The organism is Shinella sp. WSJ-2, assembly GCF_003432075.1.
GTDB lineage: Bacteria > Pseudomonadota > Alphaproteobacteria > Rhizobiales > Rhizobiaceae > Shinella.
Genome location: NZ_QWBU01000001.1, coordinates 751,005 through 776,915, shown reverse-complemented (window position 1 = coordinate 776,915; position 25,911 = coordinate 751,005). Strand labels below are relative to the sequence as shown.

Annotated in this window: 25 protein-coding genes; 14 read left to right on the top strand and 11 right to left on the bottom strand. The window is 64.2% G+C overall.

Translation table 11 applies throughout. The annotated features are described in order from the left end of the window. Nucleotides 1–119 precede the first annotated feature (119 nt). The 4 genes from D0Y60_RS03700 to D0Y60_RS03685 are packed head-to-tail and all read right to left on the bottom strand — an operon-like array spanning nucleotide 120 to nucleotide 6,945. Entirely contained in the window at nucleotides 120–2,192 is a 2,073-nt protein-coding gene (locus D0Y60_RS03700; RefSeq protein WP_117366819.1) for a hypothetical protein, read from the bottom strand. 1 nt (nucleotide 2,193) lies between these two features. Beyond that, entirely contained in the window at nucleotides 2,194–5,001 is a 2,808-nt protein-coding gene (locus tag D0Y60_RS03695) for a DUF4159 domain-containing protein (RefSeq protein WP_117366817.1), read from the bottom strand. After that, nucleotides 4,998–5,918 carry a DUF58 domain-containing protein gene (locus D0Y60_RS03690; RefSeq protein ID WP_117366815.1) on the bottom strand — a complete coding sequence of 307 codons (921 nt, stop codon included), beginning with the start codon at nucleotides 5,916–5,918 and terminating at the stop codon, nucleotides 4,998–5,000. The genes D0Y60_RS03695 and D0Y60_RS03690 overlap by 4 nt, the downstream gene beginning before the upstream one ends. A 13-nt stretch (nucleotides 5,919–5,931) precedes the next feature. Continuing rightward, entirely contained in the window at nucleotides 5,932–6,945 is a 1,014-nt protein-coding gene (locus tag D0Y60_RS03685) for a MoxR family ATPase (RefSeq protein WP_117366813.1), read from the bottom strand. A gap of 181 nt (nucleotides 6,946–7,126) precedes the next feature. On the opposite strand from D0Y60_RS03685, the gene D0Y60_RS03680 reads away from it, so the two are divergent. From D0Y60_RS03680 to D0Y60_RS03670, 3 genes are read left to right on the top strand one after another with little or no spacing between them, the layout of a single operon-like run. Next, nucleotides 7,127–7,744, top strand: coding sequence for a DUF1285 domain-containing protein (locus D0Y60_RS03680; RefSeq protein WP_117366811.1), 618 nt, complete (start codon nucleotides 7,127–7,129; stop codon nucleotides 7,742–7,744). Next, nucleotides 7,741–8,373: a CoA pyrophosphatase gene (locus D0Y60_RS03675; RefSeq protein WP_117366809.1), complete on the top strand. Its 633-nt coding sequence runs from the start codon at nucleotides 7,741–7,743 to the stop codon at nucleotides 8,371–8,373. The genes D0Y60_RS03680 and D0Y60_RS03675 overlap by 4 nt, the downstream gene beginning before the upstream one ends. Then, the gene (locus tag D0Y60_RS03670) at nucleotides 8,370–9,629 is read left to right on the top strand and encodes a CCA tRNA nucleotidyltransferase (protein ID WP_117366807.1); all 1,260 of its coding nucleotides are present in this window, start codon (nucleotides 8,370–8,372) and stop codon (nucleotides 9,627–9,629) included. Before D0Y60_RS03675 ends, D0Y60_RS03670 begins: the two co-directional genes overlap by 4 nt. A gap of 12 nt (nucleotides 9,630–9,641) precedes the next feature. On the opposite strand, the gene D0Y60_RS03665 is transcribed toward D0Y60_RS03670, so the two are convergent. From D0Y60_RS03665 to hemF, 3 genes are all read right to left on the bottom strand, one after another. Further along, the gene (locus D0Y60_RS03665) at nucleotides 9,642–9,833 is read right to left on the bottom strand and encodes a DUF1059 domain-containing protein (protein ID WP_117366805.1); all 192 of its coding nucleotides are present in this window, start codon (nucleotides 9,831–9,833) and stop codon (nucleotides 9,642–9,644) included. A gap of 137 nt (nucleotides 9,834–9,970) precedes the next feature. Then, nucleotides 9,971–10,222, bottom strand: a complete 252-nt coding sequence (locus D0Y60_RS03660) for a hypothetical protein (RefSeq protein WP_117366803.1) — start codon at nucleotides 10,220–10,222, stop codon at nucleotides 9,971–9,973. Nucleotides 10,223–10,314: 92 nt separating this feature from the next. Then, complete coding sequence (gene hemF / locus D0Y60_RS03655; RefSeq protein ID WP_117366801.1) at nucleotides 10,315–11,226, bottom strand: oxygen-dependent coproporphyrinogen oxidase; 912 nt, start codon at nucleotides 11,224–11,226, stop codon at nucleotides 10,315–10,317. A gap of 184 nt (nucleotides 11,227–11,410) precedes the next feature. Between hemF and D0Y60_RS03650 the strand changes: the two genes are divergently transcribed. After that, a complete protein-coding gene (locus D0Y60_RS03650) occupies nucleotides 11,411–11,668 on the top strand; it encodes a hypothetical protein (protein WP_117366799.1) in 258 nt (85 codons plus the stop codon). Between the two features lie 143 nt (nucleotides 11,669–11,811). Next, nucleotides 11,812–13,095: a hemolysin family protein gene (locus D0Y60_RS03645; protein WP_117366797.1), complete on the top strand. Its 1,284-nt coding sequence runs from the start codon at nucleotides 11,812–11,814 to the stop codon at nucleotides 13,093–13,095. Here D0Y60_RS03645 and soxR read toward each other — a convergent pair. Beyond that, entirely contained in the window at nucleotides 13,092–13,544 is a 453-nt protein-coding gene (gene soxR / locus D0Y60_RS03640) for a redox-sensitive transcriptional activator SoxR (protein WP_348627851.1), read from the bottom strand. The two genes, D0Y60_RS03645 and soxR, sit on opposite strands and share 4 nt — an antisense overlap. Nucleotides 13,545–13,641: 97 nt before the next feature. On the opposite strand from soxR, the gene D0Y60_RS03635 reads away from it, so the two are divergent. Continuing rightward, the gene (locus tag D0Y60_RS03635; protein ID WP_117366793.1) at nucleotides 13,642–14,214 is read left to right on the top strand and encodes an NAD(P)H-dependent oxidoreductase; all 573 of its coding nucleotides are present in this window, start codon (nucleotides 13,642–13,644) and stop codon (nucleotides 14,212–14,214) included. Continuing rightward, nucleotides 14,211–15,419 (top strand): MFS transporter, encoded by a 1,209-nt coding sequence (locus tag D0Y60_RS03630; protein ID WP_117366791.1) that lies wholly within the window; start codon nucleotides 14,211–14,213, stop codon nucleotides 15,417–15,419. Before D0Y60_RS03635 ends, D0Y60_RS03630 begins: the two co-directional genes overlap by 4 nt. Before the next feature lies 1 nt (nucleotide 15,420). Here D0Y60_RS03630 and D0Y60_RS03625 read toward each other — a convergent pair whose 3' ends face one another. Beyond that, complete coding sequence (locus D0Y60_RS03625) at nucleotides 15,421–15,882, bottom strand: tRNA (cytidine(34)-2'-O)-methyltransferase (RefSeq protein ID WP_117366789.1); 462 nt, start codon at nucleotides 15,880–15,882, stop codon at nucleotides 15,421–15,423. A 349-nt stretch (nucleotides 15,883–16,231) separates the two neighbouring features. Between D0Y60_RS03625 and D0Y60_RS03620 the strand changes: the two genes are divergently transcribed. The 6 genes from D0Y60_RS03620 to D0Y60_RS03595 all read left to right on the top strand — a co-directional run bounded on the left by D0Y60_RS03620 (nucleotide 16,232) and on the right by D0Y60_RS03595 (nucleotide 23,726). Continuing rightward, nucleotides 16,232–18,088, top strand: coding sequence for an ABC transporter ATP-binding protein (locus D0Y60_RS03620; RefSeq protein ID WP_117366787.1), 1,857 nt, complete (start codon nucleotides 16,232–16,234; stop codon nucleotides 18,086–18,088). Between the two features lie 90 nt (nucleotides 18,089–18,178). Continuing rightward, nucleotides 18,179–20,047, top strand: coding sequence for an ABC transporter ATP-binding protein (locus D0Y60_RS03615; protein WP_117366785.1), 1,869 nt, complete (start codon nucleotides 18,179–18,181; stop codon nucleotides 20,045–20,047). Nucleotides 20,048–20,310: 263 nt separating this feature from the next. Next, on the top strand, nucleotides 20,311–20,889 hold the full coding sequence (gene petA / locus D0Y60_RS03610) for a ubiquinol-cytochrome c reductase iron-sulfur subunit (protein WP_117366783.1): 579 nt from the start codon (nucleotides 20,311–20,313) through the stop codon (nucleotides 20,887–20,889). Between the two features lie 14 nt (nucleotides 20,890–20,903). Next, nucleotides 20,904–22,172 carry a cytochrome b N-terminal domain-containing protein gene (locus D0Y60_RS03605; RefSeq protein ID WP_117366781.1) on the top strand — a complete coding sequence of 423 codons (1,269 nt, stop codon included), beginning with the start codon at nucleotides 20,904–20,906 and terminating at the stop codon, nucleotides 22,170–22,172. A gap of 24 nt (nucleotides 22,173–22,196) precedes the next feature. Continuing rightward, nucleotides 22,197–23,075: a cytochrome c1 gene (locus tag D0Y60_RS03600; RefSeq protein ID WP_117366779.1), complete on the top strand. Its 879-nt coding sequence runs from the start codon at nucleotides 22,197–22,199 to the stop codon at nucleotides 23,073–23,075. A gap of 108 nt (nucleotides 23,076–23,183) precedes the next feature. Beyond that, on the top strand, nucleotides 23,184–23,726 hold the full coding sequence (locus tag D0Y60_RS03595) for an adenine phosphoribosyltransferase (protein ID WP_117366777.1): 543 nt from the start codon (nucleotides 23,184–23,186) through the stop codon (nucleotides 23,724–23,726). Between the two features lie 16 nt (nucleotides 23,727–23,742). Here D0Y60_RS03595 and D0Y60_RS03590 read toward each other — a convergent pair whose 3' ends face one another. Both D0Y60_RS03590 and D0Y60_RS03585 read right to left on the bottom strand, forming a co-directional pair. Then, complete coding sequence (locus tag D0Y60_RS03590) at nucleotides 23,743–24,210, bottom strand: MaoC family dehydratase (protein WP_117367086.1); 468 nt, start codon at nucleotides 24,208–24,210, stop codon at nucleotides 23,743–23,745. Next, nucleotides 24,197–24,679: a MaoC family dehydratase gene (locus D0Y60_RS03585; RefSeq protein WP_117366775.1), complete on the bottom strand. Its 483-nt coding sequence runs from the start codon at nucleotides 24,677–24,679 to the stop codon at nucleotides 24,197–24,199. Before D0Y60_RS03585 ends, D0Y60_RS03590 begins: the two co-directional genes overlap by 14 nt. Before the next feature lie 106 nt (nucleotides 24,680–24,785). Between D0Y60_RS03585 and D0Y60_RS03580 the strand changes: the two genes are divergently transcribed. Next, entirely contained in the window at nucleotides 24,786–25,904 is a 1,119-nt protein-coding gene (locus tag D0Y60_RS03580) for a hypothetical protein (protein ID WP_117366773.1), read from the top strand. Nucleotides 25,905–25,911 lie beyond the last annotated feature (7 nt).

The window sequence follows — 25,911 nt, the reverse complement described above, 5'->3', positions numbered from 1 at the left end:
CCTGAGCCTGTAGTTGCAGACGCCATCGCCCGACACGCGAGAAGCGGCCGGATTTCCAAGGGTTTCAGCGGATTTTTTCGGGGGTGGAAAAGGGAAGGCGAAGCCGCCTTCCGGGCCGTTTACCGGCCTTCGCGATACCAGGTGGCGGAGAAGGCGAGGAGCAGTAGGCCGACACCGGCAAAACCGGCGAAGAGCGGCAGCGTGTTGATGCCCTTCAGCACGGTTTCGTCCGTCATGCGCAGTGACAGCCTGTTCTCATCCACCGTACGGATCTGGCCGGAAACAGGCAGGAGCGGCGGCAGCGAGACGGCATTGCCGTTTTCGTCGACCAGCCGGCGCACGGTGCCCTTCGTGGCATCGGCGAGCGGCTTCAGGGTCTCGGTCGTCGAAATCGTCGCCTTGAATTCCGGCGCATCGACGGCACCGACATGCACCAGCGCATTGAGATTGTCGTTGGTGATCTCGTAGAGGCCAGTCTCGGTCGTGGGGATTTCCGCGCGGTAGAGACCGGGTTCGGCTTCCGTGAGCTTCACCTGCTCCGTCTTGCCGGAGGGCATCTTCAGCGTGGCCTCGCCCGGCGCATCGCCGATCGTCTGGCGGTTGATCTGCAGGGTGCGGCCGAAGGTGCGGGCCGTCAGCGATTCTTCTTCCAGCGCTGGTTCCTGCATCAGCCAATGGGCCGTGCGCCGGTAGAGCGAGACATGCGGTCCGCCGCCTTCGAAACCGCGCGCCCAGAGCCAGCCCTGGTCGGAAAGCAGCATGGCGACGCGGCCCTTGCCGGCGCGGTTCAGCACCAAGAGCGGCTTGCCGTCATTGGCTTCCATCACGACATTGCCCTGCGGACGCTGCACATCGACGGTGCGGAACCAGCGGCCCCAATGCGGCGGCTCCGAATCGGCCCCTTCGAGGCCGCGCGTGACGGGGTGTTTCTTGCCCTGCTCGGAAAGTCGCGGATAGAAGGGCGCGACATTCATCTCGCCGGTCGGGTTTGCGGGAAGCACGACGGAGAGCGGCGTGCCGGCAATCGAATCATTGCCCGCATGTTCCGGCCCCGCCGCGATCAGCAGCGCGCCGCCGTTTTCGACATATTGCGCGATGTTGTCGTAGTAGAGGATCGGCAGCACGCCGCGGTGCTGGTAGCGGTCGAAGATTATCAGGTCGAATTCGTTGATCTTGTCGACGAAGAGCTCGCGTGTCGGAAACGCGATCAGCGAGAGCTCGTTGATCGGCGTGCCGTCCTGCTTTTCCGGCGGGCGCAGAATGGTGAAATGCACGAGGTCGATGGCGGTGTCCGACTTCAGCAGATTGCGCCAGGCACGTTCGCCGGCATGCGGTTCGCCGGAGACGAGCAGCACGCGCAGGTTCTCGCGGATACCCTCGATGACATGGACGGCGCGGTTGTTGGCCGCCGTGATCTCGCCCTGAACGGGCTCCACCTCGAATTCCAGAATATTATTGCCGCCACGCGGAACGGTGAAGCCGAGCGGCTGTTCGGTGCCGGGTTCGGCGATCTCCGAGGCGATCTCGTTGCCGTTGAGGCGCACGGTCACGCGGGCAGTGCCGCCGGGGCCGGCACCATCGTCCACCACGCGGAATTTCAGCTCCTGCGGCTCGCCGACAATGCCGAAGCGCGGTGCGCTGACCACCTCGATGCGCCTGTCGAATTCATCCGGCCGGCCGGTGACGAGTGCATGGATGGGGGCATCGAAGCCGGAGAAGGCACCGGGCTCGGGAACGTCATGCACCTGACCGTCGGTGATGAAGATCGCGCCGCCGACGCGTGAGCGCGGCACGTCGGCGACGGCTGAATTCAAGGCGTCGAAGAGGCGGGTGGAAGGTGTGTCCGACGTGCCGTCATCGCCGGCCTCCACGATGCGCGGCTCGATGCGCGGATAGCGGGCGAACCGCTCCTTGAGACCGGCGAGGGCCGCGTCCGTCTCGGCGGTGCGCTCGGCGCTGTCCTGGCTCTGGCTGCGGTCGACGATGACCGGCACCACGGTCGACAGCGCCTCGCGATCCTCCTGCATGAGTACGGGATTGGCGACGGCCAGCACGATCAGGGCAAGGGCGAAGGCGCGCACCAGCGCGCCGCGCAGGCCGCGCCAGAGGCCGAGGGCGGAAAGCAGCACGCCGAGAAGGGCGATCAGGGCGATGGCGATCCAGGGCAGGAAAGGGGAGAACTGCATGGTCATGTCACTGTCCCAGCCGCTCGAGGAGGGCGGGCACGTGCACCTGGTCCGCCTTGTAGTTGCCGGTCAGCATGTACATCATGATGTTGACGCCGGAGCGGAAGGCGTGTTCGCGCTGCACCTCGTCCGGCGGCACGGTCGGCAGGAGCGCCATGCCATTGGCGTCGACCGCCCAGGCGCCGGCAAAATCGTTGCCGGTGATCATGATCGGCGAGACGCCGTCGCCGGCGCGGGCCGGGCGTGACGGGTCTTCCTTGCGGTCAAGTTCGGCCTCCACCCAGAGCGGGCTTCCGGCATAGCGGCCGGGGAAATTGGCAAGCAGATAGAACGCCTTGGTCAGGACGTGATCGGCCGGGACGGGCTCCAGCGGCGGAATGTCGAGATTGGCGAGGATCGCCTGCAGGCGCTCGGTGTTCGGGCTCGTCGAATTGCCGTCGAGCGAGACGAACTGGTCGCGCGTGTCGAACAGCACAGTACCGCCGTTGCGCATATAGGCGTCAATGCGGCTGATGGCGGCATTCGACGGCATTTCGGCAGAGGCGCTCACCGGCCAATAAATGATCGGGTAGAGCGACAGCTCGTCCTTGGAAATATCGACGCCGACGGGCTCGCCGGGCTCCAGCGTCGTGCGGTAGGTGAGGAATTCGGTGAGGCCGGCCAGGCCGCGCTCGGAGATGCGGTCGACCTCGCCTTCGCCGGTCACGACATAGGCGAGATGGGTCGTATCGAGCCGCGAGAGGATCGCGTCGTCGCCGGGTTTGGCATCGTCCGCGCGGCTTTCGCCGGGCATTGCGATCAATGCACCCGCCATAATTGCCAAGAGCACGGCGGCGGTAGCGCTGCGGTTCGGCACACGACGGGTGGCTGCGGCGAAGGCGCCGCCCATGAAGAGCACGATGGCGCAGTCGGCGAGCAGGAGCAGGGCGGCGAGTGTGAAGAGATGCGGTTTCAGCGACCAGGTCTCCTTGCCCGCGAGCGGCTCGCGGAGCACGCCGGCACCTTCGGCGACGGCCAGCGGGCGGATTTCGTAGCCGGCGGGGAAGAGGTTGTGCGCGACATAGCCGTCCTCCGTGCCGTAGAGGCCGGGCGGGTTGTCGAAGGTGGCGATGGCCTTGGCGCTCTCGCTGGCGGCGAGCGGCTTGGCCTCGCCGGTGGCGGCGGCCAGCGTGCCGTTGGCGGTCATCAGGCGGTAGGGCGGCAGGCGTTGAGCCTCGCCCCCCTTGGAGGAGACGCCGCCGCCGCGCGACAATTGCACGGTGCGGCGAAGCATCTCGACGAAATCGCCCGACAACGGCAGGTTCGACCAGCCGGTTTCCGCGCTGATGTGGAAGAGCACGATGCGACCAGAACCGAGCGGACCCGTCGTCACCAATGGCGTGCCATCGGCAAGGCTTGCCCAGGTGCGTTCGGCCAGATCCGGCGTCGGTTCGGCCAGAACCTGGCGCTTGATGAGGATGTTATCGGGCGCACGCATGCCGAAGAACGGGCTGTTGGCCGGATAGGCCGACAGCGGCTGCGGCTCGGACCACGACAGCGCGCCGCCAAGCGCCCGCTCGCCCTTGCGCAGCAGCACCGGCACGAGCGGATCGTCGGCGGGGGCGGCGGCGAGGCGCGGGCCGGCAAAGCGGATCAGCATGCCGCCGGCTTCCACCCAGCGTTTAACTTCGGCCTGCACATCCTCCGGCAGTCGGCCGATATCGGCCATGATCATTACGGAAGGGTTCTGTTCAATGAGTTCGGGCACGGCGACCGAGAGATCGGCGACGCTCGGCTCGAGCAGGTCGGCATAGGGGGCCAGTGCCCGGTTGATATAGTGCAGCGGCGAGAGCAGCGGCTGGCTGGCATCCACCACCTCGCCGGAGAGGAAGGCGACGCGGCGGCGGCGGAAACCGTCGTCGAGCAGATAGGTGCCGCCAGCATTGGCGAGGCCGTCGACGGTCAGGCGGGCGAAATCATTGCGCAGCTCGAAGGGTGCGGTGATCGTGCCGGTCGTGGTGGTCGCACCGACGGCGAATTCGGCAACGCCGGTCGCGATCGGCCGGCCACGGGAATCATGCGCGGTCAGCGGCAGGCTGCGCGGCGCGCGGCCATCGAGGCGGGTGAGGGTGACGGAGAGGGCATCGGCGCCGTTGTTTGCGGCGGTGATCGCGACGGCGGACGCGCCGTCGCTCTCGATCAGGCGGAATTCGGCGGGCGACAGCGCCTTGAGGGCTGCGACCGTCTCGTCCGTTTCGCCGCTCGCCATGCCGTCGCTGATGAAGGCCACGGTGCCCGGCGCAGTGCCGTCGAGGGCCGTCCGCAGCGATGCGATCGCGGCGGTGCGATCGGCCGGCAGCGGGCGCGGCTCGGCGGCGGCCAGCCGATTGCGGGCGGTGATGGCATCGACGGGCACGGCGTCGTGCTGGCGGTCGGCGGTGAGCACCAGCGATATCGGCACGTCGCGGCTTTCGGCATCATCGATCAGCGCGGTGGCGGTCTCGACGCGGCGCGGCCAGTCGGTGGCGGACGCCCAGCTGTTATCGACGACAAGGACGAGCGGACCACTGGAGGCCAGCGTGTTGCTGCGCGGGTTGAAGACCGGGTCTGCGATGGCGAAGATCACGGCTGCGGCCATCAGCATGCGCAGCAGCGTCAGCCACCAGGGGCTCTGCGCCGGCGTCTCCTCACGCTTCAGGATGGAGGCGAGGATGGCGAAGGGCGGGAAGACTTCCGTGAGCGGCTTCGGCGGCGTCAGGCGCAGCAGCCACCAGATGACGGGCAGCAGCACCAGCGTCGTCAGCACGGCGGGAAAGGCGAAGGCAAAGGCGCTCATCGGCCGCGGCCCTCCGACTTCATCGCCGGCATGCCGGAGAGATACATGTGCACGGCGACCAGCGCCTCGGAGGCGAGCCGGTCGGTGCGGTGCGGCACGAAGCTCCAGCCGAGATGGCGAAGGTTGTCCGCCAGCGTCTCGCGGCGGGCGATATAGGCGCGGGCATAGTCGTCCTTCAGCGTCTCGGCGCGACCGGCTGTCAGCTTTCGGCCGCTTTCGGGATCGGTGAATTCGGTGCGGCCGGCATAAGGAAAGGTCTCTTCCGCCGGATCGGCGATCTCCACCACATGGCCGCGCAGGCCGCGGCGGGCGAGCGGGCCGAGACGGTTCATGACATCCTCGACGGGATCGAGGAAATCACCGATCAGCACGATATCGCTGTTGCCGCGGATCATGCCGGTTTCCGGCAGGCCGCCGGTCGTGCCGTTGTGCATGAGGGCGGTGGCGAGCCGTTCGGCGGCGTTGCGCGCCGCGATCGGCTCCATGATGCCGGGGCAGCCGATGCGCTCGCCGGAACGGGCAAGGATTTCGGCAAGCGCCAGCATCAGCACCAGCGCGCGGCTTTCCTTCGAGACGCTGCCGAGCGTGGATTTGTACATCATGGACGGCGAGAGGTCGGCCCAGATCCAGACGGTGTGGGCGGCTTCCCATTCACGGTCGCGCACATAGGTATGATCGTCGCGGGCCGAGCGGCGCCAGTCGATGCGCGACAGGCTCTCGCCGTCGACATAGGGGCGGAACTGCCAGAAATTCTCGCCGATGCCGCGCTTGCGGCGGCCGTGCCAGCCGGCAATCACGGTGTTGGCGAGGCGCTGGGCTTCGACCATGCAATCGGGAATGAGGGCCGCACGCGCCTGCGCCCGCGAAAGCACCTCGCGGGTCGGGGTTGGCGCGACGATCTGGCCGACGGATGCCATGCGCTTTCCTTAATCAGCCGCCCGCCTGCCGGACGAGGCCTGCAATGACGTCGCGCACCGACATGCCCTCGGCGCGGGCACCGAAGGTCAATGCCATGCGGTGCTGGAGGATCGGTTCGGCAAGCGCGAGCACGTCGTCGACAGAGGGCGCGAGGCGGCCTTCATAGAGCGCGCGGGCGCGGGCGCAGAGCATCATGGCCTGGCCGGCGCGCGGGCCGGGGCCCCAGGCGACGTGCTTGTCGGTGGAGGCGACTCCATTGCCGGGACGGGCGGAACGCACGAGTGACAGGATCGCGTCGAGCACCTTTTCGCTGACCGGCATCTGGCGGATGAGGGTCTGGATCTCGATGAGGCGCGCCGCGGTGATGGCTGCTTCCGCATGGGCTTCGTGCACGCCGGTGGTTTCGAGCAGGATCTGCCGTTCGGCGGCGAGTTCCGGATAGTGCACGTCGACCTGCAGCAGGAAGCGGTCGAGCTGGGCTTCCGGCAGCGGATAGGTGCCTTCCTGCTCCAGCGGGTTCTGCGTCGCGAGCACGTGGAAGGGTTTGGGAAGGTCATTCGGCCGGCCGGCGACGGTGACGTGATACTCCTGCATGGCCTGGAGCAGGGCGGACTGGGTGCGCGGCGAGGCGCGGTTGATCTCGTCGGCCATCAAAAGCTGCGTAAAGATCGGTCCGGGCACGAAGCGGAAGGAGCGCTTGCCGTTGTCGTCCTGATCCATGACCTCGGAGCCAAGAATATCCGACGGCATCAGGTCCGGCGTGAACTGGATGCGGCTCCCGGCAAGACCGAGTACGGTGCCGAGCGTGGCGACGAGCTTGGTCTTGGCAAGGCCCGGCACGCCGACGAGCAGCGCATGGCCGCCCGAGAGCACAGCGAGCATGGTCTGCTCGACCACGCTTTCCTGGCCGAAGATGACCTTGGCGACTTCCTTGCGGATGACGGCGATGTCGGAGAGCGCCCGTTCGGCCGCGGCGATGACGGCTTTTTCGTCCAGGCCGGACTCGGAGGAATTCTGAACGCCCATCTTTATCTCCAGTACCGGTTCCAAACGCGCAGCGAATCGTGGCCTTGCCGCGTTCGCGTCCTACATAGAAAGCTTATTAGCTCACCTGTGGCTGACAAGCGGCCACGAAATGACTATCTCGTGAAAAAGGATGTATCCACCTTTTCCTCTCGCGGAGATAGGGTTGAACCGGGACGGAACAATGGCAACGGGCGAAATTCAAGGCAGCAGCGACGCGGCGGGACTGGCCGCGCTGATCGCGCGGGCATCCGCGGAAACCGGCGGGCGCGGCTTGCCGCCGGTCGAGCGCTGGAACCCGCCGTTCTGCGGCGATATCGACATGGAAATCCGCGCCGACGGCACCTGGTTCTATCTGGGCACACCGATCGGCCGCGCGCCGCTGGTGCGGCTTTTTTCCACGGTGCTGCGCAAGGACGAGGACGGCAGGACCTATCTGGTGACGCCGGTCGAGAAGGTCGGCATCCGCATCGTCGATGCGCCGTTTCTGGCCGTCGAGATGAATGTGAGCGGGGAGGGGGCGGATCGCAGGCTCACCTTTCGCACGAATGTCGGCGATGTCGTCGAAGCGGGGGCGGAGCATCCGCTGCGCTTCGTGATCTCAGGTGAAAACAACGAGTTGAAGCCCTATCTTCTCGTGCGCGGCCGGCTGGAGGCGCTGGTCTCGCGTGCGGTCATGTACGATCTCGTCGACCTCGGCGAAGTGGTTGAAATCGATGGCGTCGAGATGTTTGCGGTGCGCTCTGGTGGCGTGGTCTTCCCGGTCATGCCGGCGGCCGAACTGGATGCGCTGTCGCGATGAGCTTTGCCCCCTACAGTGCCGCCGAATTCCGCCGTCGCGCGGCGGAGCAGATGCTCACACTCGGCGACGAGAGCTGGCGCGAGCACGGCGACAGCCTGCTCAATCCCGGTGTCATCGAGCATATCGAGGGCATGAAGCTGCGCGATGCCGCGGTGCTGATCCCGGTTGTGGATGACGGCGACGATGCGCGCGTCATCTTCACCCAGCGGACGGCGACGCTCAGAAAACATTCCGGCCAGATCGCCTTTCCGGGCGGCGGCGTCGACGAGGACGACGCGGATGTCGAGACGGCGGCGATGCGCGAGGCGGAGGAGGAGATCAGCCTCGACCGTCGCTTCGTCGAGCCGGTCGGCCGCCTGCCGCAGTACAAGGCGCTGTCGGGGTTTTCGATCACGCCGGTTCTCGCCGTGGTCCAGCCCGGCTTCGAACTGATCCCGAACCCGGCGGAGGTCGAGACGGTCTTCGACGTGCCGCTCTCCTTCCTGATGGATCCGCGCAACCACGAACGGGGCAGCGGCGTCTGGCTGGGCTCCGAGCGGCATTATTATCGCATGCCCTATGAGGGGCATAACATCTGGGGCATCACCGCCGGCATCGTGCGGGTGATCTATGAAAGGCTTTATGCATGACGTCTGTTTCGGGTGAGGCGTGGTTTGCCGATCCGGCGCTCTCTCGCGTTCTGGCGCTGCTCAACAGCGACGGCGGCGAGGGGCGGGTTGCGGGCGGCGCCGTGCGCAACAGCCTGATGGGCCTGCCGGTCGCCGATGTGGATATCGCGACGACGCTCCGGCCCGACGTGGTGGTCGAGCGCGCGAAAGCGGCCGGTATCAAGGCGGTGCCGACCGGTATCGAGCACGGTACGGTGACGCTGGTCATCGAGGGGAAACCCTTCGAGGTGACGACCCTGCGCCGCGACGTCGCCACCGATGGGCGCCATGCGGACGTCGCCTTCGGCACGGACTGGCAGACGGATGCCGAGCGGCGCGACCTCACCATCAACGCGCTCTATGCGACCGCCGACGGTGCGGTCATCGACCTCGTGAACGGCCTGCCGGATATCGAAAGCCGCACGGTGCGTTTCATCGGCGATGCGGCGACGCGCATTGCGGAAGATCACTTGCGCATCCTGCGCTTCTTCCGCTTCTTCGCGCTCTATGGCAGCGGCCGACCGGATGCGGATGGGTTGCGGGCCTGCGCGCGGGCCAAGGGCAGCCTTGGCAAGCTCTCGGCCGAGCGGGTCTGGTCGGAGACGAAGAAGCTGCTTGCCGCGCCCGATCCGGGCCGTGCACTGCTCTGGATGCGCCAGGCCGGCGTGCTCACCGAAATCCTGCCCGAGACGGAAAAGTGGGGCATCGATGCCATTCCCGGCCTGATCGAGGCGGAAAAGGCTTTCGGCTGGGCGCCGGATGCGCTGCTGAGGCTTGCCGCCATGGTTCCGGCGGACCGGGAGCGGTTGAAGGCGATGGCCGAACGGCTGCGGCTTTCCAAGGCGGAGGCCGCGACGATGGATTATTGGGCGTCTGCCCCCGAGATCGCGCCCAAACTTGCCGAAACGGCATTCGACCGGCTGCTCTATCGCCACGGCCAGCAGGGCCTCACCATGCGGGTGAGGCTCGCGCTCGCCTCTGCCCGCGCGCGCGGGCTCGGCGATCCCGAGGCGCTTGCCTTTGCCGGTCTTTGCCAGCGGCTGCTCGCGCGGGCGCAAAAATGGCAGAAGCCGTCCTTCCCGCTCAATGGCGCGGATGTGCTGGCAACAGGCATTCCGGCCGGACCGAAGGTCGGCTTGCTCCTAGGCACGATCGAGGATGAGTGGGTGGCGGGCAATTTCCATGACGGCCGGGCAAAGCTGCTTGCCCGGCTGGAAACCCTTATGAAAGAGGGCTGATTTCGATCAGCGTCAGGCGGCGTCTGCCGCCTTCTCGTCGACAACGCGTTCCTTGATATGGTCGACCATGCTTTCACGGATCATGGTTTCGCCATGGGCGGAGCGCATGTGCTCCACCGCGCGGCGCACGACTTCGGCATCGTCATTGGCCCGCGTATGCCATTCGCATCCGGGGACGAGTGAACCGCATTCAAAAAGTCTCATGACCTATCTCCTGTCGTTTCAACGGGATCAGTTTAGCAGATAAGGCGTGATCGGCCAAACCGCGACATAGCGACAACGAAAATCGGGCCTGTGAGTTCCCTCAAGGCCCGTCGATCGTTTCGCATCGGAACACTACGTCAGGCCGCATCCTCGTCCTTCGCCCAAGCATCGAAGCAGGCGGACGACTGGAACTGTTCCTGCCTGGTGTGGTGATCAGCGAGATGATAAACCGTGCCGCCGGCGAGCTGCCGCCTGGCCTCTTCGACGAAATAGGCATGCGAAAGATCCATGCCGCCCTCGGCGCGCATGGTTTCGGCAAAACGGTCGAGAAAATCGGCGGATTGCGGATTGAGGTCCGCGACCGCCGCATCCAGGGATGTGGGTATCATGACTGCCTCCTCCATGAACTGATATGAGGCGCATTCTACCACCAAGCGCGTAAAGCCGCTATCACAAGAGCGGGATCGCGGGTCCTCGACCGTCAGGGCCAGCGCACCACAGGCGGCAGCGATGACAGTATGGAATCGACATTGCCGCCCGTCTTCAGGCCGAAGATCGTGCCGCGGTCGTAGAGCAGGTTGAACTCGACATAGCGGCCGCGGCGCACGAGCTGTTCGTCGCGGTCCTCTTCCGTCCAGCCATTGTTGAAGTTGTTGCGCACGATGCGCGGATAGACCATGGCGAAGGCGCGGCCGACATCCTGCGTGAAGGCGAAATCCGCCTCCCAGCCGCCGAGCTCCTCCGAGGAATGCAGCCAGTCATAGAAGATGCCGCCTGTTCCGCGCGGTTCGTTGCGGTGCTTGAGGAAGAAGTAGTCGTCGCACCATTCCTTGAATTTACGGTGATCGGCGACCGGATGGCGGTTGCAGGTGATTTCCATCGCCTTGTGGAAGAGCTGCGTATCGGGATCGTCCATCGTGCGGCGGCGGTCGAGCACCGGCGTCAGGTCGGCCCCGCCGCCGAACCAGCGACTGGTGGTGACGACCATGCGGGTGTTCATGTGCACTGCCGGCACATTGGGGTTCACCGGATGGGCGATCAGCGAGATGCCGGAGGCCCAGAAGCGCGGATCTTCGGAGGCACCTGGAATCTGGCCGCGGAACTCCGGCGAGAACTCTCCATGAACGGTGGAGGTGTGCACGCCGACCTTCTCGAAGACGCGGCCTTCCATCATCGACATGCGGCCGCCGCCGCCTTCGCCACCATCGCGCTGCCAGTCCTTGGCGACGAAACGCCCGGCGGGCAGATCGGAAAGCGGACCGGCCAGCTCGTCCTCGAGCGCCTCGAAGCTGGAGCAGATCGCGTCGCGCAGGTGCTCGAACCAGGCGCGGGCGGCGTCCTTCTTGTCCTCGATGTCGTCGGGAAGGCCTTTCGGCAGGTCTGGTCGTTCCATGATATGTCTCGCTGGGGTGTTTCCCACTGGCGGCAGGGCCGCCGAATCGTATTTTGGTCACACTCGTTAACTTTGGGCCATTTGGCAACAAAAACGGATTTTTGGCTGGGGACGGCTAGACTCGCAAAATGCGCGGCGGCAGCCTATGTTTGCCGTGTTGAATGTGCTGCCAGGAGAAAACGATATGGCGCGTGTTCCCGGACCGCCGCCCCTCGATGGGCTCCGCCGCCAGATCGAGCGCCACCGGCGCGAGAAGCCGGCGCGGGAGAGCAACTTCGTGCGCGAGACCTTCTGCATGGAACGGCAGGCGGCGCGCGACAAGGCGCGCGAGTGGTTCGACCATTGGCCGAAAGCTGCCTACTGGACCGAAGTGGAAAGCTGGAGGATGCTGGATGGCGACCGCATCGAGTTCACCATGCGCCGGCTGCCAAGCGCGGATTGATACTTCAAAAGGCTTCCGTACACCCGTCTGACGCGAGTGTAATCTGCAACGTCGATTGACGGCGGGCCGTCGCGCCCTTATCTTGCGGCCATCGTCATCAATAGAAAGGCGCCGTTGCGGTTCTGAAGCACGGCTCACAGTCCTTGTTCGAACTCGCGATTGCCGTCTTCCTGATCCTCCTCAACGGGGTCTTTGCTCTTTCCGAACTTTCCATCGTTTCCGCAAGAAAGCCTCGCCTCAAGACAATGGCGGCCCAAGGGTCTCTCGGTGCCGCATCTGCGCTGAAACTGGCGGAAAATCCCGGTAAATTCCTCTCCACTGTCCAGATCGGCATCACGCTCATCGGCATTCTCGCCGGTGCGTTTTCCGGTGCCGCACTGGGTGGCCGCCTGCGCGACATCCTTTTTGCCGAGGGTGTGCCGGACTGGCTGGCCGATCCGCTCGGCTACGGTATCGTCATTTTCGTCATCACCTTCCTCTCCGTCGTCGTCGGCGAGCTAGTGCCCAAGCAGATCGCGCTGAAGAACCCGGAGCGGTTCGCCACGCTCGTGGCACCGGCCATGTCGTTGCTGTCGAAGATCGGCGCACCGGCGGTCTGGATCCTCGATGCCTCGACGCGATTGATCTTCCGCCTGCTCGGCCAGCATGAGGTTTCCGAAAGCATCGTGACGGATGAAGAGATTAAGACCATTGTAGCCGAGGCGGAAGCCGCCGGCGTCATCGAGGGTGGCGAGAAGCTGATGATCGCCGGCGTGATGCGCTTTTCCGACCGCGAGGCGCGCGGTCTGATGACCCCGCGCAACGATGTCGACTGGATCGATCTTGGCGATACCGTCGAGGAAATCCACCAGCAGCTGATCGAAAGCCAGCATTCCCGCCTGCCGGTTGCCGATGGCGGGCCGGAAACGATCGTCGGCATCGTGCAGAAGCGCGAGCTGCTGTCGGCCATGTTGACGGGCCAGCCGCTCGATATCCGCGCCTTCATCCGCCCCGCGCCGATCGTGCCCGATACGATGGATGCGATGCGCGTGCTGGAATCGCTGCGCAGTTCCGAAGTGCCGATCCTGCTTATCCATGACGAGTACGGCCATTTCGAAGGCGTCATCACGCCCGCCGACGTGCTGGAAGCGATTGCCGGCGTGTTCCGCGCCGATATCGAAGAGGGCGACGACGAGCATGCGGTGCAGCGCGAGGACGGTTCCTGGCTGATTTCCGGCTCGATGCCGATCGACGAGATGGCCGACCGCCTCGGCTTGCAACTGCCCGGCCGCCGCAGCTACCAGACCGCTGCCGGCCTCGTCATAGAATCGCTGCAGAAGCTCCCGAAAACCGGTGAGATCACCGAAACCCAGGGCTGGCGTTTCGAGGTCGTCGACATGGACGGCCGCCGCGTCGATAAGCTTCTGGCGACGCGTCTGGATCCTTAAACTGTTTCCGATGGATCGGGCTCGAGCAATCTCGGGCCCGGGCCTTCCGCGCCAAGCGTATCGAGCGGATTGCGCAACGGGCATTCCTGCATGGAAAGACAGCCGCAGCCGATGCAGCCGTCGATCTGGTTGCGCAGTTTGGTAAGCCGCGCGATGCGGTCGTCCAGTTGGCGGCGCCAGGTTTTTGAGAGCGTCCGCCAATCCTCCGCCGTCACCGGCCGGTCATGCGGCAGCACGGACAACGCGTCCGCGATCTCCGACAATGGAATGCCCGTGCGCTGCGCGACCTTGATGACTGCGACACGGCGCAGAATGCTGCGCGGATAGCGCCGCTGATTGCCGCGGTTGCGATGGCTGCGGATCAACCCCTTCGTCTCATAGAAATGCAGGGTGGATACCGCCACGCCGCTGCGCTCTGCCACCTCGCCGACGCCGAGTTCCCGCGGCATTTTGCTGTTCGGACAATTTTCCGTCATGGCTGTTGACCTCAACTTCGCTTGAGGTTTTATACCATGGGCTCCCTGATTTCAAATGGAGCCCAGACGCATGACAGACAGACTGACCATCGCCCTCATTTATGGCAGCGGCCGCGAGGGACGTTTTGCCGATACGATCGCGGGATGGCTGGAGCCGGAGCTCGCGGGTTTCCATCAATACGATATCATCCGCATCGATCCAGCCGAACTGACCTTCACGCCCGGCGGTCTCGATGCGCCCTCGACGGAGAGAGTCGAGAGCCGGATTTCGCAGGCCGATGCCTTTCTCATCGTCACGCCGGAATATAACCACGCCTATCCGGCCGCTTTGAAAGCCATCATCGACAGCTGCTTCCGCCCCTGGCATGCCAAGCCCATCGCCTTCATCGCCTATGGCGGCGTGTCGGGTGGTCTGCGCGCCGTAGAGCAGCTGCGGCTGGTCTTCGCCGAGCTGCATGCTGTCGCCATCCGCGAGACCGTGAGCCTTGCCCATGCCTGGACGCAGTTCGATCCTGCCGGAAATCCTTTCCGCCCCGGCCATCTCAACGGTCAGCTCGCCGTGCTGATGAAGCGCCTGACCTGGTGGGCGAATGCGCTGAAGGCGGCGCGCATCGCGACACGTTACGACGAGGCGGCAGCATGAAGCCGGAGCACTATGCCATGGCGGAGATCGCCCGCTCGCCGCAGGAGCGCTGGCGCAATGCGACGCTGCTCTTCGTCAGCACGCTGACCATCATGTCTGGGGCGACGATTTCCGCCTCCCTGCCGGGCATAGCCGACCGGTTTGCCGACGTGGAGAATGTCGCGCTGCTCAGCCGGTTGGTCTTGACGCTGCCGGCCGTGTTCATCGCGCTGTTTTCACCTGTCGCGGGGCTTCTCGTCGATCGCTTCGGACGCAAGCCCCTGCTGATCGCCTCGCTCGCCCTCTTCGCCGTTGCGGGTGCATCCGGTCTGGTTCTGGATACGCTGAACGGCCTGCTCGTCGGCCGCGCCGTGCTCGGTCTTGCCGTCGGCGGCATCATGACGGCGACGACGGCGCTGGTCGGTGATTTCTTCCAAGGGCCTGCGCGTGATCGGTACATGGGTTTGCAGCAGGCCTTTGTCGGTATCGGCGGCACACTCTTCCTGACGGGCGGCGGCTTCCTTGCCGAAATCCATTGGCGCGGACCGTTCTTTATCTACGCCGTGGCGATCCTGCTTCTGCCGGCCGCCATCGCCTTCCTGCCAGAGCCACAAAGGGCTCGCCCCGCCGCTGCGGCAACAGGCGAGGGCGGGCTCGACGGGCGCAGGACGGTGCTGCTCGGTGTGCTGTTCATCGCGGCCGCGGTCAACATGATCGCTTTCTACATGATCCCGACACAGTTGCCATTCTATCTTGAGCATCTTGGCTTTGCTGCACCCAGCCTTGCGGGGGCCGCGATTGGAGCAGGGCAGCTCGTCGGTGTCGTCAGCTCGCTGGTCTTCGCACCGGTCCGGCGGCGGATCGGCCTGATGGGTGTGTTCGCCCTCGGCTTTGTCTCTTCGGGGCTATCCTTTCTGCTGCTGTCGGGCGCGGAAAGCTATGGTGGCGTCCTGGCCGCCATGGCCGTCTCGGGCATCTGCATGGGAACGATCATGCCGAATTTCGCGGCCAGCGCCATGCTGCTCGCGCCGCCCGCTTCGCGCGGCCGGATTTCAGGGCTTCTGGTCTCCAGCATCTTCGCCGGTCAGTTTCTGTCCCCGATCGTCTCGCAGCCGCTGATCGGCGCATCCGACTATGGCACGGCCTATGCCATGGTCGGTGCGGTCGTGCTGGTGCTCGGCCTCGTGGCCGTGGCCGTCCGTCTCTTCCGGTGGGGCGATGGCTAGATCAGGCAAACCCGGTCTGGCGCAGCGCCTCGCCGCAGATCATCGCGGCGGAGAGCGCAACGTTGATCGAGCGCTGCCCCTCGACCATGGGGATGAGCACGCGGCCGTCGGCGATATCGTGCACCCGGTCCGGCACGCCGGCGCTTTCGCGGCCGAAGAGCAGGATGTCATCCGGCCGGTAGGCGAAATCGGTATAGAGGCCGGCGGCCTTGGTGGAGGCGAGCACCAGGCGGCGGCCGGTCGTCTGCCGCCAGTCCTCGAACCGGTCCCAGCTGACATGTCGCGTCAGCGTCACGGCCGCGAGATAGTCCATGCCGGCGCGCTTCAGGTTGCGGTCGGACAGGTCGAAGCCGGCCGGCTCGATGATATCGACGGCGAGCCCCAGGCAGGCGGCGAAACGCAGGATCGTGCCGGTATTGCCGGCAATGTCGGGCTGGTAGAGGGCGATGCGGAGTTCGGACATGGCTCGGGGGTAGCCGGGATGTGGCTGGAAGGCAACAGAATTGGCCGCAGATGCGAATTTGCGACGAAGGCGCTGGCAAATTGCGTCGTTTCGGGTTACCCAAGCTGCATCTTCAACGCGAGAAAAGGGAGGACCATGATGGTTATCACACGTCGACTGCGCCTCCCGGCTGGAATCACGCCACTTCTCGCGTAGGCACTTCGCCGCCAAAACTCCCTTCGCCTACCCATTTCAATTCGCTGTGTGACGCCTTCTGTCGTCATCGGCACATCTCTCGGAATCTCGGTCCCGGCTGCGCCCGTTTTGCGCCGTCTGCCTGGTTCCGTCATTTGATATTACGGAGATAGCCATGTTCGGCTGGTTCGAAAGACGTTTGAATCCCTATCCTTCCGAGGCCCCTTCGCTTCCGCCGAAGGGCCTGTTCGCCTTCCTGTGGCATTATACCAAGCCGGCGGCCCCCTGGCTCTTCGTGCTTGGTTTCTGCTCGATGGCGCTCGGCATTGCGGAAGTGCTGCTGTTCCAGTTCCTCGGCAATATCGTCGACTGGCTTTCGGCCGGCGATCCCCACACGTTCCTCGCCCGCGAGGGCGGAACGCTGGTGTGGATGGCCGTGCTGCTGCTCGTCCTCATTCCGGGGTTCGGCGCGCTGCACACCATGACCATGCACCAGGCGCTTGCGGGCAATTTCCCGATGATCGCCCGCTGGCAGATGCACCGCTACCTCATCCGCCAGAGCATGACCTTCTTCTCCAACGAGTTCGCCGGCCGCGTCTCGACGAAGGTGATGCAGACGGCGCTCGCCGTGCGCGAAACCGTGATGAAGATCATCGACGTCTTCATCTATGTGGTGAGCTACTTCATCTCGATGATCGCGATCATCGCCGCGGCGGACCTGCGTCTCGTCGTGCCGCTGCTCGTGTGGTTCGTCGTGTATGTATCGATCCTGCGCTATTTCGTGCCCAAGCTCATGCGGATTTCGCGCGAGCAGGCGGATGCGCGCTCGATGATGACGGGCCGGATCGTCGACAGCTATACCAACATCGCGACCGTCAAGCTGTTCTCACATGCCGGCCGGGAGGAAACCTATGCCCGTGCCGGCATGGACGAGTTCCTTCAGACCGTGCATGCGCAGATGCGCAAGATCACGCTGTTCAACATCGCAATCGATATCAACAACGTATTGACGATGTTCTTCACGGCCGCGATCGGCATCTATTTCTGGATGAACGGAGATGTCTCGGTCGGTGCGGTGGCGGTGGCCATGGGTCTCGTCATGCGCATCAACGGCATGTCGCAGTGGGTGATGTGGGAAGTGACCGCGCTGTTCGAAAATATCGGCACGGTCTATGACGGCATGGGCATGATGACCAAGCCGCACGACATCCAGGACAACCCCGAAGCACCGGCTTTGCCGGACGCCAAGGGCGCGATCGCCTTCGACCACGTCCGCTTCCACTACGGCAAGAACAAGGGCGTGATCGAGGACCTGTCGCTCACCATTGGCGCGGGCGAGAAAGTCGGCCTTGTTGGCCGCTCCGGCGCGGGCAAGACGACGTTGATGAACGTGCTTTTGCGCTTCTACGATCTGGAGTCCGGCAAGATCACCATCGACGGCAAGGATATCGCGACGGTGACGCAGGACAGCCTGCGCTCGCAGATCGGCGTTGTGACGCAGGACACGTCGCTCTTGCACCGCTCGATCCGCGACAACATCGCTTATGGCAAGCCGGAAGCGACGGATGCGGAGATCATCGAGGCGGCCAAGCGCGCCAACGCCTGGGACTTCATCGAAAGCCTCACCGACCAGCAGGGCCGCACGGGCCTCGATGCCCAGGTCGGCGAGCGTGGCGTGAAGCTCTCGGGCGGCCAGCGTCAGCGCATCGCGATTGCCCGCGTCTTCCTGAAGGACGCGCCGATCTTGGTGCTGGACGAGGCGACCTCGGCACTCGATTCGGAAGTCGAGGCGGCGATCCAGGACAACCTCTTCGCCCTCATGCAGGGCAAGACGGTGATCGCGATCGCCCACCGCCTGTCGACGCTGACGGAGATGGACCGCATCGTCGTGCTCGACAAGGGCCGCCTCGCCGAGACCGGCACCCACGCCGAGCTCGTAGCGACCGGCGGCATCTACGCCGACCTCTGGACCCGCCAGTCGGGCGGGTTCATCGCCGATGACGCGACCGAGGCGGAAGTGGCGGCGGAATAGCAAAAACAAAGGCCGGTCCCGATGCGGGATCGGCCTTTTTCTTTCCGATCTTTAATTTGCCCGCCACCCAAAACGGCCTATATCCAAGGCATGATCTTCCGCCCGCTTTTCTCTTTTTTCGAGACATGGATCCAACCCTTCGCACGGCGCGATGATCTGCGGCCGCCTCAGGGATTGATGGCGTTCGTCTGGTTCTATGTACGTCAGGCGAAGGCGCCATTTCTGGCGTTGCTGGTGCTCGGCGGCATCACGGCGGGTATCGAGGCGGCGACGTTCTGGTTCGTCGGGCGGCTGGTCGACATGCTGGCGACGGTGACGCCGGGCGAGGGGTGGAGCGGGCTCCTCTCGGCGCATGGGCCGGAGCTGCTTGTCATGCTCGGGCTGATCGGCGTCGTGCGCTTCATCGTTGCCTTCCTGACGGCGTTGATCGACCAGCAGGTCATCACGCCGGGCTTCTACAATCTGGTGCGCTGGCAATCTTATGTGCATGTCGCGCGCCAGTCGCTGTCCTTCTTCCAGAACGATTTCTCCGGGCGGATCGTCACAAAGGTCTGGTCGGCGGGGCAGGCGACGGGTGACGTCATCACCTCCTTCATGGAGAGTATCTGGTTTGTCTCGATCTATACGGTCTCGACGCTGGTTCTGCTCGGCCAGCTCGATTGGCGGCTGGCGGTGGTGCTGCTCGTCTGGCTGTCGATCTTTGCGGTGCTCGCGCGCTATTTCGTACCGCGCATCCGCGAGCATGCGCGCCAATCGGCGGAAGCCGGGTCGATGATCAGTGGCCGAATGGTCGATGCCTATTCGAATATCCAGACGCTGAAGCTGTTCGGCCGCGACGATGCGAACGATCGTTACATGCGCGACGGTTTCGACATCTTCCAGACGACGATCCTGAATTTCACGCGCCTGCTGACGTCGCTGCGCGCCTCGCTTGCCTTTCTTTCCGGCCTGATGATCGCGGTCATGGCGGTGCTGTGCATACATCTCTGGCTGACCGGCATCATCAGCTCGGGCGCCGTGGCGTTCACCTTGGCGCTGGTGCTGCGTCTAAACTTCCTTCTGAACCGGCTGATGACGCAGCTCAACGGCATCATGCGCAATATCGGCACGATCCAGAATTCCGCAGACCTGATCTCCCAGCCGATCGGCCTCACCGACCGGGCGGACGCCAAGGTCATGACGGTGGCGCATCCCGAAATCCGGTTTGAGCACGTGCGCTTCCACTACGGCCGCGCCTCGGGCGTCATCGATGACCTGACGCTTGTCGTGCGCCCCGGCGAAAAGGTTGGCATCGTCGGGCGCTCGGGTGCCGGCAAGTCGACGCTCGTCAACCTGCTTCTGCGCTTCTACGACCTGGAAGGCGGCCGCATTCTGGTTGGCGGCGAGGATATCGCTGCGGTCACGCAGGAAAGCCTGCGCGCCAATATCGGCATGGTCAGCCAGGATACGGCGCTGCTGCATCGCTCGATCCGCGACAACATCCTCTTCGGCAATCCCGATGCCAGCGAAGCGCAGATGATCGAGGCGGCGAAAAAGGCCGAGGCGCATGATTTCATCCTCTCGCTTGAGGACCAGCGCGGCCGTACCGGATACGACGCTCATGTCGGCGAGCGCGGGGTGAAGCTCTCCGGCGGCCAGCGCCAGCGTATCGCGATTGCCCGCGTCATGCTGAAGGATGCGCCGATCCTCGTGCTCGACGAGGCGACCTCGGCGCTCGACAGCGAAGTCGAGGCGGCGATCCAGTCGAACCTCGAACGTCTCATGCGTGGCAAGACCGTGCTTGCCATCGCCCATCGGCTCTCCACCATTGCCGCGCTTGACCGTCTGATCGTCATGGATCGCGGCGAGATCGTGGAGGAGGGGAGCCACGCCGCACTCGTCGCCAAGGGCGGGCTTTATGCCGATCTCTGGTCGCGCCAGTCGGGCGGGTTCCTCGGCCGCGAGGAAGCGGCGCAATAGGGCTGTAAAGCGTCGTTTCGCGACTGTCTTTTCAGCCGGGAAGCGCTTGAGGTTCAAGGCGATGGCTGTGCCTTGTCAAGATGCTCCGTTTTTCCCGCGACAATGTGCCCACCACCCCTTGCCAAGGCTGGACATAATTTGCGATCAAGCATAGAACGCGCCGGATTGACGGGGAATCTATGGCCGTATTGTGTCCGGAATTGCCGGTTTCCAAAGGGGCGTTGCGGTTTTCCGCAGACTTTGCGTGAGAGGATGGTTTAGCCGTGAGCGAACACGAGACAACAAGCGAATCCCTGGGCGAGCCCACTCGCCGTGATTTTCTTTACCTGACCACGGGTATGGCGGGCGTCGTGGGCGGCGTTGCGGTTGCATGGCCGTTCATCGACCAGATGCGTCCGGATGCGTCCACGCTGGCGCTCGCCTCCATCGAGGTCGATGTCTCCAGCCTGACGCCCGGCATGTCGCTGACGGCCAAATGGCGCGGCAAGCCGGTGTTCATCCGCAACCGTACCGACAAGGAAGTGGAAGAAGCCAAGGCCGTCGCCCTTTCGGATCTGAAGGATCCGGTCGCGCGCAATGCCAACATCGCTGCCGACGCCGAAGCGACGGACCTCGACCGCTCCGCCGGCGAGGGCAAGGAAAACTGGATCATCATGATCGGCTCCTGTACCCATCTGGGCTGCGTTCCGCTCGGCCAGGCCGGCGATTTCGGCGGATGGTTCTGTCCCTGCCACGGTTCGCACTACGACACTGCTGGACGTATCCGTAAGGGTCCGGCCCCGCAGAACCTTGCTGTGCCGACCTTCTCGTTCGTATCCGACACAGTCATCAAGATCGGTTGAGGGGACACCTGATAATGAGTGCTGAACATTCCACCTACCAGCCGACGACTGGCATCGAGAAGTGGGTCGACTCGCGCCTGCCTCTGCCGCGCATGATCCATGACAGCTTCGTCTCCTACCCGGTCCCGCGCAACCTGAACTATGCCTACACCTTCGGCGCCATGCTGTCGGTGATGCTGATCGTGCAGATCCTGACCGGCGTCGTTCTGGCTATGCACTATGCGGCCGAAACGACCGTCGCGTTCAACTCGGTCGAAAAGATCATGCGTGACGTGAACCACGGATGGCTGCTGCGTTACATGCACGCCAACGGCGCGTCCTTCTTCTTCATCGCGGTCTACCTCCACATTGCCCGCGGCCTCTACTACGGCTCCTACAAGGCGCCGCGCGAAATCCTCTGGATCCTTGGCGTGGTCATCTTCCTTCTGATGATGGCGACCGGCTTCATGGGCTACGTTCTGCCCTGGGGTCAGATGTCCTTCTGGGGTGCGACCGTTATCACAGGCTTCTTCTCGGCCTTCCCGTGGGTCGGCGAGTGGATCCAGCAGTTCCTGCTCGGCGGCTTCGCTGTCGACAATCCGACGCTGAACCGCTTCTTCTCGATGCATTACCTGCTGCCCTTCATGATCGCCGGCGTCGTCGTCCTGCACATCTGGGCGCTGCACGTGACCGGCCAGACCAACCCGACCGGCGTCGAAGTGAAGTCCAAGACCGACACGGTTCCCTTCACGCCCTATGCGACGCTGAAGGATGCGCTCGGCGTATCGGTCTTCCTGATCGTCTTCGCCTGGTTCGTCTTCTACATGCCGAACTATCTCGGCCACCCGGACAACTACATCCCGGCTGACCCGCTGAAGACCCCGGCCCACATCGTTCCGGAATGGTACTACCTGCCGTTCTACGCGATGCTGCGCGCCATCACCTTCAACGTCGGCCCGATCGACTCCAAGCTTGGCGGCGTCCTCGTGATGTTCGGCGCGATCATCGTGCTGTTCTTCCTGCCCTGGCTCGACACGTCGAAGGTTCGCTCGGCCGTCTATCGCCCTTGGTACAAGCTGTTCTTCTGGCTGTTCGTGGCCAATGCCATCATGCTCGGCTGGCTCGGCGCCATGCCCGCAGAAGGCATCTACGTCGTCCTTTCGCAGCTCGGCACGCTCTATTATTTCGGCTTCTTCCTCGCCATCATGCCGGTCCTCGGCCTGATCGAGACCCCGAAGCGCATTCCGAATTCGATCACGGAAGCGGTTCTGGAAAAGAAGAACGCCAAGCTGGCCAAGGCCTGAGAGCGAGCGAAAGGAACCATGACAATGAAAAAGCTTGTTGCAGGCATTCTGTCGCTCGCACTCGTCGCCGGTCTCGGCGTCTCCTTCGCCACGGCGGAAGAAGCGGCGCCTGCCGCGGGTGCGGAGGCCGAACACGCCACCCCGCATTACCCGATCCATCATCCGAAGCAGGAGAAGTGGACCTTCGCCGGTCCCTTCGGCAAGTATGACAAGGGCCAGCTTCAGCGCGGCCTGAAGGTCTACACCGAAGTCTGTTCGGCCTGCCATTCGATGAACCTCGTTTCCTTCCGCACGCTGGAAGATCTTGGTTACTCGGAAGGCCAGGTTAAGGCTTTCGCGGCGAACTATGAGGTGCAGGACGGCCCGAACAGCGATGGTGAGATGTTCACCCGCAAGGCCGTTCCGTCCGACCACTTCCCGTCGCCCTTCGCCAACCATGAAGCGGCTGCTGCCGCCAACAATGGAGCGGCTCCGCCGGACTTCTCGCTGATCGCCAAGGCACGCGGCATTACCCGCGGCTTCCCGCAGTTCGTTTTCGACATCTTCACCCAGTATCAGGAAGGTGGGCCGGACTATATCTATTCCCTGCTTACCGGTTACGATGAAGAGAAGCCGGCGCATCTCGAAGTCGCCGAAGGCACGCACTACAATCCGTACTTCGCAAACGCTGCGGCGCTCGCCATGGCCAAGCCGATCTCCGACGGTCAGGTCACCTATGACGACGGCGCGCCGCAGACGGTCGACCAGTACGCTCGCGACGTCGCGTCCTTCCTGATGTGGGCCGCCGAGCCGCATCTCGAAGAGCGCAAGCGCACCGGCTTCATGGTCATGGTTTTCCTGGTGATTTTCACCGGCCTGATCTACCTGACGAAGAAGTCGGTCTACGCGAACAAGGAACACTGAGCGAATTTATCGCCCGGTTCAAAAGGCGGCCTTCGGGCCGCCTTTTTTGTTGTGGGGCGGTGACGCACCTGCGATAACCGAAAAATCCTTCCGCAGTCGGGAAATTCCATGCCTACCGTTGAACAAGAGCTCGTCGCCGCGATCCGCAGCATCCCGGACTATCCCAAGCCCGGCATCATCTTCCGCGACATCACCACCATGCTTGGCAATCCGCGCGCCTTCCGTCGCGCGGTGGATGAACTGGTGCATCCCTATGCGGGCGTCGGCATCGCAAAGGTCGCCGGCATCGAGGCGCGCGGCTTCATTCTCGGCGGCGCCATGGCGCACCAGCTATCGACCGGCTTCGTGCCGATCCGCAAGAAGGGCAAGCTGCCGCACGAGACCGTGCGCATCGCCTACAGCCTGGAATACGGCGTGGACGAGATGGAAATGCACAAGGACGCCATCAAGCCGGGCGAGAAGGTGATCCTCGTCGACGACCTCATCGCCACCGGCGGTACGGCGGAAGCGGCTGTCAAGCTGCTGCGCCAGATCGGCGCCGATATCGTCGCCGCCTGCTTCGTCATCGACCTGCCGGAAATCGGCGGCCGCAAGAAGCTGGAAGCGCTTGGCGTAGAGGTGCGCACCCTGGTGGCCTTCGACGGGCATTGAGCCCGTCGTCGCCTTCTCAGACGAATTCCAGAACCGTGCTCTCGAACCGGATGACCGGTTCGCCGTTCTGGTTGCGGCCGGCACAGAGGATTGAATTGATCAGTCGGTCCTTGCGCGTTGCCAGCTCGCGCGAGGCGATGAGCGTCACCGAATAGGTGATGGTATCGCCGGCAAAGACCGGCTTCAGCCAGGCGAGCTTGGTGAAGCCCGGCGAGGGGCCGAGATTCGGCGCCACGATGCCCTCGGCGGCAAGGCGCTTGCATTCCCTGAGCCAGAACGGCACGAAGCACTTCATCCAGCCGGCGCTGGTATGCCAGCCCGAGGCGCAGAGGCCGCCGAACAGGGCATGTTTGGCCAGCTCCTCATCGAGATGGAAGGGTTGCGGGTCGAAACTTCCGGCGAAGCGGATGATGTCTTCGGCGGTAAACGTGTTGGATCCGATTTCGACGGCCTCGCCGAAGGGATAAAGCTCAGCCATTCGCATGGTCGGCATCCTTTTCGGCAACGCGCATCATGTTGATATATTCGGAGACCGCAACCAGCTCGCCACGCTGGTTGGTCACTTCGGCGCGCATGCGCACGATGCCGATCTCCGGCCGCGAGCGCGAGACTCGGGCATCCAGCACCTCGCAATGGCCGCCGAGCGTATCGCCCGCCAGCACCGGGCGCTTCCATTCCATGAGGTCGACACCGGGTGAGCCCTCCGAGGTGGAGCCGTCGATATAGGCCTCGAACAGCATGCGCATCATCACAGCGCTCGTGTGCCAGCCGGAGGCCGCAAGCCCGCCGAGAATGCTGGCGCGGCCGGCGGCCTCGTCCATATGCATCGGCTGCGGATCGAATTCCCGCGCGAAGGCGATGATCTCGTCCGCCGTCATCGTACGCTTCGAAAAGTCGAAGCGCCGGCCCGGCGTAAAGTCTTCAAATGTGTAGTTGGGCACGGTCTCGTCCATCCTGTTTCGGGCCGACAATGGCGAGCGGGGCGGCGTTTTGCAAGCTCTTGCCAGCGGGCTTCGGACAGGTAAGGTGCCTCGACGCCGCACGAGGAGACGACGACAGATGCAGACGCTGAAATCCGTGCTCGACGGTGCGGCAGGCGAGGGGATCCTCTCCGCCGAACAGGCAAGCACGCTGCTGCCTTATATGGAAGCGCGCGGCGTCGTCCTTGCCGCACCTCCCGAAGCACGCGTGCTGGATATCGCCGGCCCTGCCGAAGACCGCGCCATCGCACCCGTCGAGGACACGGAAGCGCCACGCTTCATCCGCGGCTTCCATGATGTGCTGATCACTATCGGCGTCGCGATCGTCATGGCGGGCGTCTGGGGTATCGGCGCCTTCCTCGCCGCGCTGCCGGCCATCATCGTCCTCGCGGAAATCCTCGTGAAACGGCAGCGCCTCGCTCTGCCCGCCGTGCTGCTGACGCTTCTCTATGCCCACTGGATCGGCATCACGACGATGCTGCTGCTGGACGATGTCCTGGGCGCTGAGAAAAGCCCCTATCTCGACTTCCTGCTGACCATGCTGCCCTTCGCACTGCTTTTGCCGCCCTTCTACTGGCGCTATCGCATTCCGCTGTCGCTCAGCCTGTGGTTCTTGTCGCTGGCGGCCATGGCGCTCGGCCTCGTCTTCCTGGCGCTGGCGCGGCTGACGGGCAGCGCCGATATGATCACCGATCACCCGATGCTCTCCGCCGGCATCTTCCTTGCTGCCGCTCTGGTGCTGTTCGGCGTGGCGATGGCTTATGATCTCGAGGACCGGTTTCGCGTCTCACGCCGCTCCGATATTGCCTTCTGGCTGCATCTGGTCACGGCGCCGGCGCTGCTCTATTCGACGCTCTGTTTCATCTTCCTCGGCGATTTCGCCAATGACACGCTGTTCAGCAGCGACAAGGGCCTGCCGGAGGCGCTTGTTATCGTCGCGATCGTCGTGGTGCTGATGGGGATCGGCCTTGCTATCGACCGACGCGCCTTCGTGACGTCAGGCCTGCTTTCGCTCGGCCTTGCCACGGCAAGCCTGCTCCAGCGCACGGCGGCCGCACCCGAAAGCTATATCTTCCTGACGCTTTTGATCGTCGGCGTCGTCGTTCTGACTATCGGTATCGGCTGGCCGCATTTCCGGCGCTGGACGGTGACGCCGCTGCCTCTGGCGCTCAAAGAAAAACTGCCGCCCCTCCGGTGAGGGACGG

Bases quoted from the DNA above. Each gene is read 5' to 3' on its own strand.
- D0Y60_RS03700 (WP_117366819.1), bottom strand. From the start codon at position 2,192: ATGACCATGCAGTTCTCCCCTTTCCTGCCCTGGATCGCCATCGCCCTG.
- D0Y60_RS03695 (WP_117366817.1), bottom strand. From the start codon at position 5,001: ATGAGCGCCTTTGCCTTCGCCTTTCCCGCCGTGCTGACGACGCTGGTG.
- D0Y60_RS03690 (WP_117366815.1), bottom strand. From the start codon at position 5,918: ATGGCATCCGTCGGCCAGATCGTCGCGCCAACCCCGACCCGCGAGGTG.
- D0Y60_RS03685 (WP_117366813.1), bottom strand. From the start codon at position 6,945: ATGGGCGTTCAGAATTCCTCCGAGTCCGGCCTGGACGAAAAAGCCGTC.
- D0Y60_RS03680 (WP_117366811.1), top strand. From the start codon at position 7,127: ATGGCAACGGGCGAAATTCAAGGCAGCAGCGACGCGGCGGGACTGGCC.
- D0Y60_RS03675 (WP_117366809.1), top strand. From the start codon at position 7,741: ATGAGCTTTGCCCCCTACAGTGCCGCCGAATTCCGCCGTCGCGCGGCG.
- D0Y60_RS03670 (WP_117366807.1), top strand. From the start codon at position 8,370: ATGACGTCTGTTTCGGGTGAGGCGTGGTTTGCCGATCCGGCGCTCTCT.
- D0Y60_RS03665 (WP_117366805.1), bottom strand. From the start codon at position 9,833: ATGAGACTTTTTGAATGCGGTTCACTCGTCCCCGGATGCGAATGGCAT.
- D0Y60_RS03660 (WP_117366803.1), bottom strand. From the start codon at position 10,222: ATGATACCCACATCCCTGGATGCGGCGGTCGCGGACCTCAATCCGCAA.
- hemF (WP_117366801.1), bottom strand. From the start codon at position 11,226: ATGGAACGACCAGACCTGCCGAAAGGCCTTCCCGACGACATCGAGGAC.
- D0Y60_RS03650 (WP_117366799.1), top strand. From the start codon at position 11,411: ATGGCGCGTGTTCCCGGACCGCCGCCCCTCGATGGGCTCCGCCGCCAG.
- soxR (WP_348627851.1), bottom strand. From the start codon at position 13,544: ATGCCGCGGGAACTCGGCGTCGGCGAGGTGGCAGAGCGCAGCGGCGTG.
- D0Y60_RS03635 (WP_117366793.1), top strand. From the start codon at position 13,642: ATGACAGACAGACTGACCATCGCCCTCATTTATGGCAGCGGCCGCGAG.
- D0Y60_RS03630 (WP_117366791.1), top strand. From the start codon at position 14,211: ATGAAGCCGGAGCACTATGCCATGGCGGAGATCGCCCGCTCGCCGCAG.
- D0Y60_RS03625 (WP_117366789.1), bottom strand. From the start codon at position 15,882: ATGTCCGAACTCCGCATCGCCCTCTACCAGCCCGACATTGCCGGCAAT.
- D0Y60_RS03620 (WP_117366787.1), top strand. From the start codon at position 16,232: ATGTTCGGCTGGTTCGAAAGACGTTTGAATCCCTATCCTTCCGAGGCC.
- D0Y60_RS03615 (WP_117366785.1), top strand. From the start codon at position 18,179: ATGATCTTCCGCCCGCTTTTCTCTTTTTTCGAGACATGGATCCAACCC.
- D0Y60_RS03605 (WP_117366781.1), top strand. From the start codon at position 20,904: ATGAGTGCTGAACATTCCACCTACCAGCCGACGACTGGCATCGAGAAG.
- D0Y60_RS03600 (WP_117366779.1), top strand. From the start codon at position 22,197: ATGAAAAAGCTTGTTGCAGGCATTCTGTCGCTCGCACTCGTCGCCGGT.
- D0Y60_RS03595 (WP_117366777.1), top strand. From the start codon at position 23,184: ATGCCTACCGTTGAACAAGAGCTCGTCGCCGCGATCCGCAGCATCCCG.
- D0Y60_RS03590 (WP_117367086.1), bottom strand. From the start codon at position 24,210: ATGCGAATGGCTGAGCTTTATCCCTTCGGCGAGGCCGTCGAAATCGGA.
- D0Y60_RS03585 (WP_117366775.1), bottom strand. From the start codon at position 24,679: ATGGACGAGACCGTGCCCAACTACACATTTGAAGACTTTACGCCGGGC.
- D0Y60_RS03580 (WP_117366773.1), top strand. From the start codon at position 24,786: ATGCAGACGCTGAAATCCGTGCTCGACGGTGCGGCAGGCGAGGGGATC.